This is a genomic window from Streptomyces sp. NBC_00029, assembly GCF_045160505.1.
Taxonomy (GTDB): domain Bacteria; phylum Actinomycetota; class Actinomycetes; order Streptomycetales; family Streptomycetaceae; genus Streptomyces.
Map to the genome: position 1 here is coordinate 6,755,941 of NZ_CP108292.1, position 14,017 is coordinate 6,769,957.

The following is a 14,017-nucleotide window of genomic DNA, read 5'->3' on the forward strand; positions in this document are numbered from 1 at the left end:
AGCGCGGTGCGGCGGCCGGAGCCTCAGCCCTTGGCGGGGGAGTCCTTCGCCGAGGCCGGGACCTTCTGGTCGTTGCGCAGGGCCTCCCACAGCTGGGTCGCCTGCGGTTCGGCCACGATCACGCGGTTCGGGTCGACCTTGTCGTAGGCGACCGGCAGCATGATGGTCTCCATCGTCTCCGGATTCACGCCCTTCATGCTCTGCGCGAAGTCGGACAGCGCGGTGAGCGAGGCGAGGTCGGAGTCGGTGGTCAGCGACTTGGTGCCGGCGTCCGCGAGCTTGTAGAGCCGCGCCGGGTTGCCGAGGGCGTCCTGCTTCTTGATCTCGGACAGCATCGCCAGCATGAACTGCTGCTGCAGGCCGATGCGGCCGAGGTCGCTGCCGTCGCCGTAGCCGTAGCGGGTACGGACGAACTTGAGCGAGTCGGTGCCGTTCAGCCGGTGCGTGCCCGCGTCCAGCTTGAGGCCGCCCTTGGCGCCGCTCATCGGCTTGTCCAGGGTGACGGTGACCCCGCCCAACGCGTCCACCAGGCCCTTGAAGCCGGCGAAGTCCACCTCGACGAAGTGGTCCACGCGTACGCCGGACAGCTGCTCGACCGTGTTGACCACACAGGCCGGACCGGCCAGCGAGTAGACGGAGTTGAACATGACCCGCTTGGCGGACGGCACGGTCTTGCCGTTCGCGTCCTTGCACTCGGGCCGGGTGATCAGGGTGTCGCGGGGGATGCTCACCGCGGTCGCCTTGGACCGGCCCTCGGGTATGTGCACCAGCATCGCGGTGTCCGAGCGGGCGCCGCTGACGTCGCCGTGGTCGAGATCGGCATTGGCCCCGGCGCGCGAGTCGGAGCCGAGCACCAGGATGTTCTGCGCGTTCGCGACGACCTTCGCGGGCCTGTTGTCGCCGATCGCCCGGTCCAGGTCGACGCTGTCGATATTGGAGTTGAGGTGGCTGTACGTCCACCAGCCGGCCCCGGCCGTGCCCAGGATCAGCACGGCGACCAGCAGGAGGGTGATCCGCAGAATGCGGCGGCGGCGCCCGGGCCGCGCGTGCTTGTCCGTCATACGGGTGAATCTTAGACAGGTATTCGAATGGCCGAAGCCCGCCCCCCGAAGGGGGCGGGCCGACCGTTTCGCAGCCGTCTGCGACCCGGACTAGACCGGGACGCTCGCCAGGCCCGGGGCGAGGAACTTCTTGCCGTTCACGCGCTCCGAGACACCTTCACGGTCCAGGTACGGCGTCACGCCGCCCAGGTGGAAGGGCCAGCCGGCGCCCGTGATGAGGCAGAGGTCGATGTCCTGGGCCTCGGCCACGACACCCTCCTCCAGCATCAGGCCGATCTCCTGCGCCACCGCGTCCAGGACGCGGTCGCGGACCTGCTCCTCGGTCAGGACGACGTCGCCCTGCACCAGGAGGGCGGCGACCTCGGGGTCCAGCTCCGGCTTGCCGGAATCGTAGACGTAGAAACCGCGCTTGCCGGCCTTGACGACCGCAGCCAGGTTCGGGGAGACGGTGAAGCGCTCCGGGAAGGAGCGGTTCAGGGTCTCGGAGACGTGCAGACCGATCGCCGGTCCCACGAGCTCCAGGAGCACCAGCGGGGACATCGGCAGGCCGAGCGGCTCGATGGCCTTCTCCGCCGTGGCGACCGGGGTGCCCTCGTCGATGACGTTCTGGATCTCGCCCATAAAGCGGGTCAGGATGCGGTTCACGACGAACGCCGGGGCGTCCTTGGTGAGGACCGCGGTCTTCTTCAGCTTCCGCGCGACACCGAAGGCCGTGGCCAGCGAGGCGTCGTCGGTCTGCTCGCCGCGGACGATCTCCAGCAGCGGGAGGATCGCGACCGGGTTGAAGAAGTGGAAGCCGACCACGCGCTCCGGGTGCTGAAGCTTGGAAGCCATCTCCGACACCGACAGCGAGGAGGTGTTGGTGGCGAGGATCGCGTGCGCCGGGGCGACCGCCTCGACCTCCGCGAACACCTTCTGCTTGACGGACATCTCCTCGAACACGGCCTCGATGATGAAGTCCGCGTCCGCGAAGCCCTCGGCCTTGTCGAGCACACCGGAGACCAGGCCGGTCAGGCGGTTGGCCTTGTCCTGGTTGATGCGGCCCTTGCCGAGCAGCTTCTGGATCTCGGCGTGGACGTAGCCCACACCCTTGTCCACGCGCTCCTGGTCGATGTCGGTGAGGACCACCGGCACCTCCAGGCGGCGCAGGAAGAGCAGCGCCAGCTGCGAGGCCATCAGACCCGCGCCGACGACGCCGACCTTGGTGACCGGACGGGCCAGGGACTTGTCCGGGGCACCGGCCGGGCGCTTGGCGCGCTTCTGGACCAGGTTGAAGGCGTAGATGCCCGAGCGCAGCTCGCCGCCCATGATGAGGTCGGCCAGGGCCGTGTCCTCGGCGTCGAAGCCGGCCTGGAGGTCGCCCGACTTGGCCGCGGCGATGATGTCCAGCGCGCGGTAGGCGGCCGGAGCGGCACCGTGCACCTTGGAGTCCGCGATGAAGCGGCCCTTGGCGACGGCCGCGTCCCAGGCCTCGCCGCGGTCGATCTCGTCGCGGACGACCTCGGTGGTGCCGTTCAGGACGTTCGCGGTCCACAGGAGCGACTGCTCCAGGAAGTCCGCGCCCTCGAACAGCGCGTCCGCGATGCCCAGGTCGAAGACCTGCTTGCCGCGCAGCTGCTTGTTCTGGTTGAGCGAGTTCTCGATGATGACCGAGACCGCGCGCTCGGCGCCGATCAGGTTCGGCAGGATGGCGCAGCCGCCCCAGCCGGGGACCAGGCCGAGGAAGACCTCGGGCAGCGAGAAGGCCGGGATGGCCTTCGAGACGGTGCGGTAGCTGCAGTGCAGACCGACCTCGACGCCGCCGCCCATGGCCGCGCCGTTGTAGTACGCGAAGGTCGGGACCGCCAGCGCCGAGAGGCGCTTGAAGACGTCGTGGCCGCCCTTGCCGATGGCGAGCGCCTCGTCGTGCTTCTTCAGGAGCTCGACGCCCTTGAGGTCGGCGCCGACTGCGAAGATGAACGGCTTGCCGGTGATGCCGGCGCCGACGATGGAGCCCGCGAGGGCCTCCTGCTCGACCTGGTCGATCGCCGCGTTCAGGTTGGCGAGGGACTGCGGGCCGAAGGTGGTCGGCTTGGTGTGGTCGAAGCCGTTGTCCAGCGTGATGAGCGCGAAGCGCCCGGCGCCGAACGGCAGGTCCAGGTGGCGGACGTGCGCGGACGTGACGACCTCGTCCGGGAACAGCTCGGCCGCGCCCTTCAGGAGCTCAGCGGTGGTGCTCACTTGGAGTCTCCCTCGGCGTTGAAGTTCGGGTTCTCCCAGATGACCGTGGCGCCCATGCCGAAGCCGACGCACATGGTGGTCAGGCCGTAGCGGACGTGCGGCTGCTCCTCGAACTGACGGGCCAGCTGCGTCATCAGGCGCACGCCGGACGAGGCCAGCGGGTGACCGAAGGCGATGGCGCCGCCGTACTGGTTGACGCGGGCGTCGTCGTCGGCGATGCCGTAGTGCTCCAGGAACGCGAGGACCTGGACCGCGAAGGCCTCGTTGACCTCGAAGAGGCCGATGTCCTCGATCGTCAGGCCGGCCTGGGCCAGGGCCTTCTCGGTGGCCGGGATCGGGCCGTAGCCCATGACCTCGGGCTCGACACCCGCGAAGGAGTACGAGACCAGGCGCATCTTGACCGGGAGGTTGTTCTCGCGGGCGAAGTCCTCGGACGCGATGATCGCGGCGGTGGCACCGTCGTTGAGACCGGCGGCGTTGCCCGCGGTCACGTTGCCGTGCACACGGAACGGGGTCTTCAGGCCGGCCAGGTTCTCCAGCGTGGTGCCCGGGCGCATCGGCTCGTCGGTGGTGACCAGGCCCCAGCCCGTCTCACCGGCCGCCTCGTTGGTGTTGCGCACCGAGATCGGGACCAGGTCCTGCTGGATCTTGCCGTCGGCGTACGCCTTGGCGGCCTTCTCCTGCGAGCGCACGGCGTACTCGTCGGCGCGGAGCTTGGTGATCGTCGGGTACCGGTCGTGCAGGTTCTCGGCGGTCATGCCCATGAACAGGGCGGACTCGTCGACCAGCTTCTCGGAGACGAAGCGCGGGTTCGGGTCCACGCCCTCGCCCATGGGGTGACGGCCCATGTGCTCGACACCGCCGGCGAGGGCGACGTCGTAGGCACCGAAGGCCACACCGCCCGCGACGGCGGTCACGGCGGTCAGCGCGCCGGCGCACATGCGGTCGATGGAGTAGCCCGGTACGGACTGCGGGAGGCCCGCGAGGATGCCGGCCGTGCGGCCCAGCGTGAGGCCCTGGTCACCGATCTGCGTGGTCGCGGCGATGGCGACCTCGTCGATCTTCTTGGGGTCCAGGTCCGGGTTGCGGCGCAGCAGCTCCCGGATCGCCTTCACGACGAGGTCGTCGGCGCGGGTCTCGTGGTAGATGCCCTTCGGGCCCGCCTTGCCGAACGGGGTGCGGACGCCGTCGACGAAGACGACGTCCCTGACGGTACGAGGCACGTTGGCTCTCCTCCAGGTGCGGGGTGGCACTGCTGCGCGCGGGGGCGTTCGGCGTACGTTGCTGAGCGCCCGCTCACCCGACCATGCTACTTGCGGGTAACCAATGTGCACACCCCCTCCCGGAGGAGCGGCGAAGGTCACACTCGGCCCGCGCTTCCACGGCCCCGCGCCCCGACCGATCGGACCCGTCCGGCCAACCCGTTCAGGTCACGTGCGCCCGGCCCCCGGCCGTGATGGTGGCGCCGCCCCCGGGCAGTCCCGATCCTGACCGGGCCGGAGCGTCCCCCTCCGGCCGAGTCGACGGAGGATGCGAGCCATGGCCACCACCACGCCCACGAACCACCAGGTCCCGCACGTCTCGACGGTCCCGGCCAACGCGGGCCAGAACGTCCACCTGTACGTGCGGGAGTACGACGGCACCCCGGGGGGCCCCAACGCGCAGCGCAAGGTCGTCCTGATGCTGCACGGGCGCAGCGTTCCCTCGGTCGTGGCCTTCGACCTCCAGCACGACGGCGGCAAGTACAGCTGGGCGCGCGCCCTGGCCAAGGCCGGGTTCGACGTGTTCCTCATGGAGCTCACCGGCTCCGGGCTGTCGCCGCGTCCGGAGATGGACAAGGCGTGCAACGCCAACCCGCAGCACCAGGAGATCCTGAACCCCAACCCGCTGACGTACACCTGCACCCCGCCCTACCCGCACGAGCTCGGCAACTCCGCGAGCGAGTGGGGCGAGGTCGACACGGTCGTCGAGTACATCAAGGCGAAGAAGGGCGTCACCAAGGTGGCGCTCGTCGGGCAGTCCGCCGCCGCCTTCGTCTTCGGGCCGTACGCGATCCAGCACCCGGAGAAGGTCGAGAGCCTGCTCCTGCTCGCCCCGATCTACCCGCCCACGGGCCGGGCCAGCTCCCCGCCGAAGAGCTTCGGCGCACCCGTCCCGTCCTTCCCGGTGTCCACCCCGGCCTCCCTGTTCGGCTTCCCGATGAACCTGTCGAGCAGGACGGGCCTGGAGAGCGCCTGGGACAAGGAGGTGAGGTCCCCGAAGCAGCGGGCGGCGGGGATGGTGGAGGCGGTGTGGAAGGAGCTCATGGCCCTCGACCCCGTCGGGAAGACCTGGGGCGGCCCGACGGCCGGAACGCCCGAGGGCGTGCTCCGGTTCCGCAATTCCTACTGGTGGGGCTGGAACCAGGACACCGTCCCGATCGGCGGCGTACTCGGTGACAAGGTTCCGGTGATGATCGTCTACGGCGAGCACGACGCGACGGCGAACTCGCCCACCTTCTCGGTCCCCGCCTTCTACGACGCCGTCCCGGGCGTGCGCAAGCTGATGTTCCGGGTGTCCTGCGCCGGTCACTCCATTGTCTGGGAGCGCCAGTCCAAGGTCCTGCACCGGCTGTCCAAGCAGTGGCTGGGGCACGGGAAGGTCGACGACCTGGAGAAGGGCAGCTACTACGTGGACGAGGACGGCGCCTACGCGGACACCGTCTAGCCACGGCCTGGGCGTGCGGCCCGGGGCGGCCCCGCTCGCGGTCCGTGAGCGGGGGCCGCCCCGTGACGGCGGAACCGGTCGGCAACCCGGTCCCCGGCGACGCGCGGAGGCGTTCAGGCCCGACGCATGCGGCGGCGGACGACGCGGCCGACGGCTCCCGCCGCGGCCAGGACCGCGGCCGCGCCGAGCAGCCAGGGTGCCGCCCGCCGGGCCGCGCCCGCCCGGGGCGCGCCCACCGGGTCCTGGCAGTGGCCGCCCACAGCCGGGGTCACCCGGTAGCGGGCCCATTCCCGGGCGGGCTTGCCCTTCTCGTTCCAGTGCACGACGTAGAGGCCGGGCTCGGCGTCGCACCGGATGCGGACCGTGGCGGAGACCAGCTTGGCGCCGTGCATCAAGAACGGCCGCGTGAACCCGGGGGACGTCAGCTTCACCATGCCGTCGTCGCCCATCGCCAGGCCGTCCCCGGCTTCGAGCTCCCCGCCGGGCTCCACGGAGCGCACGTCCCAGGGCCCGGACGGCCACCCCGAGCCCGCGGGGTACCGCTCCTCCATGGACTCCGGCGGCCGGGCGGCCACCTGCCGCGCGCACTGCGCCCGCTCCGCCGCATCGGCCGGTGCTACGCGGATGCTGCCCCACAGGCGGTCGATCTCCACGCCGAGGTGCACGTCTGCCGCCGAGCCGAACCGCACTTCGTAGGAGCCCGGTTCGGCGGTGCAGGACACCGTCGCGACCGCCTTGAGGAGGAGGTCGTCCATCCGGAACGTGCCGTCGGCGGCGAAAGCCGGGGAGGTCACCCGGACACCGCTGAAGGCGTCCCCGGACCGCATCGCCTCGGTCGTCACACCGACCCGCTCCCCAGGCCTGACCGACAGCTCCGCACCGCTCGGCACCGGCCGGGGCGGATCCTCGGCCGGAGCGGCCGACGCGCTTCCCGCTCCTCCTGCCAACAGCAGCGCTGCCACGGCACCGATACGCATGGCTTCTGAGTGCACAGGGACCCGTTTCCTTGCCGTCGACCGTCCTCGAGCCCCGCATCGCCGCGAAGACCGGGTACTGGACCGCTGAGCGTACGGCCCGGGCCGTAGCGGGCTGTCGGTGGACGGCGAGAGCCCCCGGCCGTAGCGGTCGGGGGCTCTCGTACGGGCCGCGTGCGTCAGGCGGCGGTCGCGGCCAGCGCCGTGAGGAGCACCGGGGTCACCAGTTCGACCTGCCAGGGCCGGGCGCCGTAACCCGCCAGGGCCTCCGAGACCGCGTCCGCGGTCAGCCGCTGCGGGGGCTCCCAGCACAGCCGGCGGACCGTGTCGGGGGTGATGAGGTTCTCCTGGGGCAGGTTCAGTTCCTCGGCCAGCGCCGAGACGGCGGTGCGGGCGGCCGAGAGCCGGGCCGCGGCCGCCGGGTCCTTGTCCACCCAGGAGCGCGGGGGCGGCGGACCGGCCGGGGTCGCCCCGGGCTGCGGCAGCTCGCTCTCGGGCAGGGCCTTCGCCCGGTCCACCGCAGCCATCCACTGGTCCAGCTGGCGCCGGCCCATCCGCTGCCCGTAGCCGGGCAGGGTGGAGAGGGTCTGTACGTTCGCGGGCAGGGCGAGAGCGGCCTCGACGATCGCGGCGTCGCCCAGCACCTTGCCCGGGGACACGTCACGCCGTTGCGCGATCCGGTCCCGGGACTCCCACAGCTCCCGTACGACGGCCATCTGCCGGCGGCGGCGCACCTTGTGCATGCCCGACGTACGGCGCCACGGGTCCTTGCGCGGCGGCGCCGGCGGGGCGGCGGCGATGGCGTCGAACTCCTGGTGGGCCCATTCGAGCTTGCCCTGCCGGTCCAGCTCCTTCTCCAGCGCGTCCCGCAGGTCCACCAGCAGCTCCACGTCCAGGGCGGCGTAGCGCAGCCACGGCTCGGGAAGGGGGCGGGTGGACCAGTCGACGGCGGAGTGGCCCTTCTCGAGCGCGAAGCCGAGCACGCTCTCGACCATCGCGCCGAGTCCGACCCGCGGGAAGCCGGCGAGGCGGCCGGCCAGCTCGGTGTCGAACAGCGAGGTGGGCACCATGCCTATTTCGCGCAGGCAGGGCAGGTCCTGGGTGGCGGCGTGCAGGATCCATTCGGTGCCGGAAAGGGCTTCGCCCAGTGCGGACAGGTCGGGACAGCCCACCGGATCGATCAGTGCGGAGCCCGCACCCTCGCGGCGCAGCTGCACCAGGTAGGCGCGCTGGCCGTAGCGGTACCCGGAGGCCCGTTCGGCGTCGACGGCGACGGGGCCGGTGCCCGCGGCGAAGGCCGCGACCACTTCGGCGAGGGCGTCCGCGTCGGCGACCACCGGAGGAATCCCCTCACGGGGCTCCAACAGGGGAGTCGGCAGCCCACCGGGCGGAACAACGACGTCGTCCGGGGGGCCGCCCCCGGTGGTGGTGCGCAGGTCTGCTGCGGGATCTTGGGCGTCGGTCACCGGTCAAGGGTATCCGTGTATACGACGCGCCCGTCGCCGGAACGTTCCGTCGACGGGCGCGAGCGCGGTGCGGGGAGTTTCCCCGGGGTACTCCGGGGGTCTTCCGGGAGGTTCCCCCGGGAGGTTTCCGGGGCGGATATCCGGGGGCTCCGGCCCGCGGTCAGTGGATGATCCCGGTACGCAGTGCCACGGCGACCATTCCGGCGCGGTCACCGGTGCCCAGCTTGCGGGCGATCCGGGCGAGGTGGGACTTGACGGTCAGGGCGGACAGGCCCATCGAGACGCCGATGGCCTTGTTGGACTGGCCCTCCGCGACGAGGCGCAGGACCTCGACCTCGCGGCCGGAGAGCTCTCGGTAGCCGCCCGGGTGGCTCGGGGCACCCGGGGGGCGGCGGTGCATACGGGCGGCTGCAGCGCCGATGGGGGCGGCGCCGGGCCGGGTGGGGAGCCCGATGTTGGTCCGCGTACCGGTGACGACGTAACCCTTCACGCCGCCCGCGAGGGCGTTGCGCACGGCGCCGATGTCGTCGGCGGCGGACAGGGCCAGGCCGTTGGGCCAGCCGGCGGCCCGGGTCTCGGAGAGCAGGGTGAGACCGGAACCGTCGGGCAGGTGTACGTCGGCCACGCAGATGTCGCGCGGGCTGCCGACGCGGGGGCGGGCCTCCGCGATGGACGAAGCCTCGATCACGTCACGTACTCCGAGGGCCCACAGATGACGGGTCACGGTGGAGCGGACGCGCGGGTCGGCCACGACGACCATGGCCGTCGGCTTGTTCGGGCGGTAGGCGACCAGGCTTGCGGGCTGCTCGAGAAGAACGGACACCTAGGCCTCCTGGGGGAGTGGCGGGACGGCCGGCTCGGGGATGGAAGCCGGTGCGAACCGTACGGATGGTCACCCACTCCTTCGGCACGTCACCCGCCCGGCTTTAGGGAATGATCACGATTTGGTGAGTAACAATTCGGGCAATTCGGACGCACGATCGATCATCGGTTGATCAGAAGCCCGCAAGGGACGCCGCCTTTCGACAATCCGCCCAGGTCTTCGATCAGTCGTTCTGCGTCGGCGCCGGTTCCGGCGGCCGTACGGCCCTGCGGCTACGGGTGGTGCGGACCGCGGCGCTGTGGCAGGGAGACCACACCCGTCGCGGTGTCCGTCGGCCCCACCGGCGGCAGCCCTGCGATCTGGCACAGCAGTTCGCACCATGCCGACAGGTGCGCCGAGGTGTCCGGCACCCCGCCCACGCCCTCGCGCGGCGTCCAGGACGCCCTGATCTCGATCTGCGTGGCCGGCCGCCGCTCCGCGAGCCCGCCGAAGTAGTGCGAGCCCGCCATGGTCACGGTGCCGCTCGCCTCCCCGTACGCCAGCCCGCGCGCTTCCAGCGCCCCGGTGAGCCAGGACCAGCAGACCTCGGGCAGCAGCGGGTCCGCGGCCATTTCCGGCTCCAGCTCCGCCCGCACCAGGGTCACCAGCCGGAAGGTCCCCTGCCAGGCGTCGTGCCCGGCCGGATCGTGGAGCAGGATGAGCCGGCCGTCGGCCAGATCGTCCTCGCCGTCCACCACCGCGGCCTCCAGCGCGTAGGCGTGCGGGGCCAGTCTCTGGGGCGGTTTCGTGGGGTCGATCTCGATCCCCGGACGCAGCCGGGCCTTCTTCAAGCCGTCGACCGCCCGCCGGAACGGGAGCGGGACGGAGCTCTCCTTCGCGCTGTCCATACCCTCGGCGCCATCTGAAAATCGTCCCTGAGCCGCAGCCATGCGGGGAAGACTAGGCGGAACGGGCGCCCGTGCGGTGCAGGGACACCCTCGCCGGGGTGGACACTTCTTCATACGTGCGAAGATTTGGGTCGTGAGTGCCAACACCCGCCCCACGGGCCAGCCGAGTCAGACGTACGATTCCGCCTTCCTGAAGGCGTGCCGGCGGGAGCCGGTGCCGCACACCCCGGTGTGGTTCATGCGGCAGGCGGGGCGCTCGCTCCCGGAGTACCGCAAGCTGCGCGAGGGCACGCAGATGCTCGAGTCCTGCATGCGCCCCGACCTGGTCACCGAGATCACGCTGCAGCCGGTGCGCCGCCACAAGGTCGACGCGGCGATCTTCTTCTCCGACATCGTGGTCCCGCTCAAGGCCATCGGCGTCGACCTGGACATCAAGCCGGGCATCGGCCCGGTCGTCGCCCAGCCGATCCGCCGCCGCGAGGACCTCGCACAGCTGCGCGACCTCACCCCGGAGGACGTCTCGTACGTCACCGAGGCGATCGGCATGCTCACGAGTGAACTGGGCTCCACTCCGTTGATCGGATTCGCGGGCGCACCCTTCACCCTCGCGAGCTACCTCGTCGAGGGCGGCCCCTCCAAGAACCACGAGCACACCAAGGCCCTCATGTACGGGGACCCGCAGCTGTGGGCCGACCTCCTGGACCGCCTCGCGGAGATCACCTCCGCCTTCCTGAAGGTCCAGATCGAGGCCGGCGCCTCCGCCGTCCAGCTCTTCGACTCCTGGGTCGGCGCGCTCGCCCCGGCGGACTACCGCCGCTCGGTGATGCCCGCGTCCGCGAAGGTGCTGGAGTCCGTCGCCTCCTACGGAGTCCCGCGGATCCACTTCGGCGTGGGCACGGGCGAGCTCCTCGGCCTCATGGGCGAGGCCGGCGCCGACGTCATGGGTGTCGACTACCGGGTCTCGCTGGACGAGGCCGTACGCCGGGTCGGCCCGGGCAAGGCGCTCCAGGGCAACCTGGACCCCGCCGTGCTCTTCTCCACCCCTGAGGCCGTCGAGGCCAAGACGGACGAGGTCCTCGCGGCCGCCGCCGGCCTGGAGGGCCACGTCTTCAACCTGGGCCACGGCGTCCTCCCGACGACCGACCCCGACGCGCTGACCCGCCTGGTGGACTACGTCCACACCCGCACCGCGCGCTGAGCCCGCCGCCCCGTTCCGGGAACCCGGAACGGGGCGGCCCGGTAATGCCGTGGCGTACGGGGGGACCCCGTGGGCAGGGTGTGTGCATGAGCCATCAATCCGACCGGATCACCACGCCCATCACCCCGGACCTCCTGCGCGGGGCCCTGGACCTGGAGCGCACCGAGCACGGGCTGCTGCCGCACCGGCTGCCCGCCCGGGCCCGGGCCCAGTTCACCGAGGGCGACCTGTCCACGGTCGAGACGCAGCCCTCCGGCGTACGGCTGGCGTTCCGCACCCGGGCCACCGTCATCGAGCTGGACGCGCTCCGCACGAAGATGGCCTACGACGGGGCCCCGCCCCGGCCCGACGGGCTGTACGACCTGCTGATCGACGGCCTGCCGGCCGGGCAGGCCGGTGTCGGCGGCGGCAACGTCCTCCAGGTGGACATGGCCACCGGCGCCGTGCGCCCCCGGTCCGGCCCGCCCGGAACCGTACGGTTCGCCGGCCTCCCGGGCCGTGCCAAGGACGTCGAGATCTGGCTGCCGCACAACGAGACCACCCAGCTGATCGCCCTGCGCACGGACGCTCCCGTCGAGCCGCTGCCCGACACCGGCCGCCGCAGGTGGCTGCACCACGGCAGCTCGATCAGCCACGGCTCCGACGCCGCGAGCCCCAGCACCACCTGGCCCGCGCTGGCCGCCGCCCTCGGCGGTGTGGAGCTGACGAACCTGGGCCTGAGCGGCAACGCGCTGCTCGACCCGTTCACCGCCCGCGCCCTGCGCGACACCCCCGCGGACCTGATCAGCGTCAAGATCGGCATCAACCTCGTCAACCGCGACCTGATGCGCCTGCGCGCCTTCGGCCCCGCCGTGCACGGCTTCCTCGACACCGTGCGCGAGGGCCACCCCACCGTCCCGCTCCTGGTCGTCTCACCGATCCTGTGCCCCATGCACGAGGACACCCCCGGCCCCAGCGCACCGGACTTCGGCGAGCTCGCCGAGGGACGGCTGCGGTTCCGGGCCGCGGGCGACCCCGCCGAACGTGCCTTCGGCAAGCTGACCCTGAACGTCATCCGGGACGAGCTGGCCCGGATCGTGCGCCTGCGCGCCGCCGACGACCCGAACCTGCGCCTCCTCGACGGTCGCGCCCTCTACGGCGAGCCTGACGCGGCGGACCTGCCGCTGCCCGACGGACTCCACCCGGACGCGGCCGCGCACCGCCGCATGGGCGAAAGGTTCGCGGCCCTCGCCTTCGCCGCGGACGGCCCGTTCGCGGCGCAAGACACTCCCTAGACCGCCGAGCGGACCGCGGAGACCGCCTTGCGGGCCGCCACCAGGACCGGGTCCCAGACCGGGGAGAACGGCGGGGCGTAACCCAGGTCCAGGGACACCACCTGGTCCACGGTCATGCCCGCCGTGAGGGCCACCGCCGCGATGTCCACCCGCTTCGCGGCGCCCGCGCCGCCGACGATCTGGACCCCGAGGAGGCGGCCCGTGCGGCGTTCCGCGATCATCTTCACCGTCATCTCCGCCGCGCCCGGGTAGTAGCCCGCCGTGTTGGTGGAGGTGATGGTGGCCGTCACGAACCGCAGGCCCGCCTCCAGCGCGTCCCGCTCGCGCAGCCCCGTACGGGCGATCTCCAGGTCGCAGACCTTGCTGACCGCGGTACCGACCACCCCGGGGAAGGTCGCGTAGCCGCCGCCCGCGCCCGAGCCGATGACCTGGCCGTGCTTGTTGGCGTGGGTGCCCAGCGGGATGTGCCGGGTGCGGCCCGCGACCAGGTCCAGGACCTCCACGCAGTCGCCGCCCGACCAGATGTTCTCGTGGCCCCGAACGCGCATCGACAGGTCCGTGAGGATGCCGCCCGAGGTACCGAGCGGGAGGCCGGCCGCGCGGGCCAGCGCGGTGCGCGGCTCCACGCCGATGCCGAGGACGACCACGTCCGCCTCGTACTCCTCGCCCGCCGACGTGGCCACCGCACGGGCCCGGCCCTCCTCGTCGGTGAGGATCTTCGTCACCTCGGCGCGGGAGACCGTACGGATCCCCATGCGGTTCATCGCGCTGTGCACCAGGCCGCCCATGTCCGGGTCCAGGGTGGCCATCGGCTGCTCGCCCCGGTGCAGGACGGTGACCTCGAAGCCCCGCGCCACCAGGGCCTCCGCCATCTCCACGCCGATGTACCCCGCGCCGACCACGACCGCCCGGCGTCCCTCGGTGCGCCGCAGGGTGTCCATCAGGCGCTGGCCGTCGTCCAGGCTCTGGATGCCGTGGACCCCGTGCGCGCCGATCCCGGGGAGCCGGGGCCGCACGGGGCGGGCGCCCGTCGCCAGGACGAGCTTGTCGTAGCCCGTCCAGGATTCGGATCCGGTGTCCAGGTCGCGGGCACGCACCCGGGATCCGGGGAGGTCGAGCTCCACGACCTCCGTGCGGGTGCGCAGATCGATGTCCCGGGCGCGGTGCTCCTCGGGTGTGCGGGCGATCAGGTCGTCGCGCCCGGCGACCTGCCCGCCGACCCAGTACGGGATCCCGCAGGCGGAGTAGGAGCTGAAACGGCCGCGCTCGAAGGCGACGATCTCCAGCTCCGCCGGGCCCTTCAGCCTGCGGGCCTGTGACGCGGCGGACATCCCCGCCGCGTCACCGCCGACCACCACCAGTCGTTCCGTCGCCATCGTCCGTACCGCCCCTTCACCACCGTTGGATG

Annotated in this window: 11 protein-coding genes; 3 read left to right on the forward strand and 8 right to left on the reverse strand. The window is 72.0% G+C overall.

The features are described from left to right. Window positions 1-23: 23 nt before the first annotated feature. The 3 genes from OG753_RS31440 to OG753_RS31450 all read right to left on the reverse strand — a co-directional run bounded on the left by OG753_RS31440 (window position 24) and on the right by OG753_RS31450 (window position 4,504). Window positions 24-1,061, reverse strand: a complete 1,038-nt coding sequence (locus OG753_RS31440) for an LCP family protein (RefSeq protein WP_327264967.1) — start codon at window positions 1,059-1,061, stop codon at window positions 24-26. Window positions 1,062-1,151: 90 nt separating this feature from the next. Then, complete coding sequence (locus OG753_RS31445; protein ID WP_405791026.1) at window positions 1,152-3,281, reverse strand: 3-hydroxyacyl-CoA dehydrogenase NAD-binding domain-containing protein; 2,130 nt, start codon at window positions 3,279-3,281, stop codon at window positions 1,152-1,154. After that, the gene (locus OG753_RS31450; protein WP_327264969.1) at window positions 3,278-4,504 is read right to left on the reverse strand and encodes an acetyl-CoA C-acyltransferase; all 1,227 of its coding nucleotides are present in this window, start codon (window positions 4,502-4,504) and stop codon (window positions 3,278-3,280) included. The genes OG753_RS31445 and OG753_RS31450 overlap by 4 nt, the downstream gene beginning before the upstream one ends. A 316-nt stretch (window positions 4,505-4,820) precedes the next feature. On the opposite strand from OG753_RS31450, the gene OG753_RS31455 reads away from it, so the two are divergent. Beyond that, window positions 4,821-5,987, forward strand: coding sequence for an alpha/beta fold hydrolase (locus tag OG753_RS31455; RefSeq protein WP_405791027.1), 1,167 nt, complete (start codon window positions 4,821-4,823; stop codon window positions 5,985-5,987). A gap of 113 nt (window positions 5,988-6,100) precedes the next feature. Here the strand turns inward: OG753_RS31455 and OG753_RS31460 are convergent, their stop codons facing one another. The 4 genes from OG753_RS31460 to OG753_RS31475 all read right to left on the reverse strand — a co-directional run bounded on the left by OG753_RS31460 (window position 6,101) and on the right by OG753_RS31475 (window position 10,179). Continuing rightward, window positions 6,101-6,829: a hypothetical protein gene (locus tag OG753_RS31460; RefSeq protein WP_405791028.1), complete on the reverse strand. Its 729-nt coding sequence runs from the start codon at window positions 6,827-6,829 to the stop codon at window positions 6,101-6,103. Between the two features lie 311 nt (window positions 6,830-7,140). Beyond that, the gene (locus OG753_RS31465; RefSeq protein WP_327264972.1) at window positions 7,141-8,427 is read right to left on the reverse strand and encodes a ribonuclease D; all 1,287 of its coding nucleotides are present in this window, start codon (window positions 8,425-8,427) and stop codon (window positions 7,141-7,143) included. A gap of 160 nt (window positions 8,428-8,587) precedes the next feature. Continuing rightward, window positions 8,588-9,250, reverse strand: a complete 663-nt coding sequence (locus OG753_RS31470; RefSeq protein WP_007267191.1) for a response regulator transcription factor — start codon at window positions 9,248-9,250, stop codon at window positions 8,588-8,590. 272 nt (window positions 9,251-9,522) lie between these two features. Next, entirely contained in the window at window positions 9,523-10,179 is a 657-nt protein-coding gene (locus OG753_RS31475) for a DUF3000 domain-containing protein (protein ID WP_052876936.1), read from the reverse strand. Window positions 10,180-10,270: 91 nt separating this feature from the next. Here OG753_RS31475 and hemE point away from each other — a divergent pair, with 91 nt between their 5' ends. Both hemE and OG753_RS31485 read left to right on the forward strand, forming a co-directional pair. Next, window positions 10,271-11,335: a uroporphyrinogen decarboxylase gene (hemE, locus tag OG753_RS31480; protein WP_327264973.1), complete on the forward strand. Its 1,065-nt coding sequence runs from the start codon at window positions 10,271-10,273 to the stop codon at window positions 11,333-11,335. A gap of 86 nt (window positions 11,336-11,421) precedes the next feature. After that, the gene (locus tag OG753_RS31485) at window positions 11,422-12,609 is read left to right on the forward strand and encodes a GDSL-type esterase/lipase family protein (RefSeq protein WP_405791029.1); all 1,188 of its coding nucleotides are present in this window, start codon (window positions 11,422-11,424) and stop codon (window positions 12,607-12,609) included. On the opposite strand, the gene OG753_RS31490 is transcribed toward OG753_RS31485, so the two are convergent. Then, window positions 12,606-13,985, reverse strand: a complete 1,380-nt coding sequence (locus OG753_RS31490; protein WP_327264975.1) for an FAD-dependent oxidoreductase — start codon at window positions 13,983-13,985, stop codon at window positions 12,606-12,608. The genes OG753_RS31485 and OG753_RS31490 overlap by 4 nt on opposite strands. Between the last annotated feature and the right edge of the window lie 32 nt (window positions 13,986-14,017).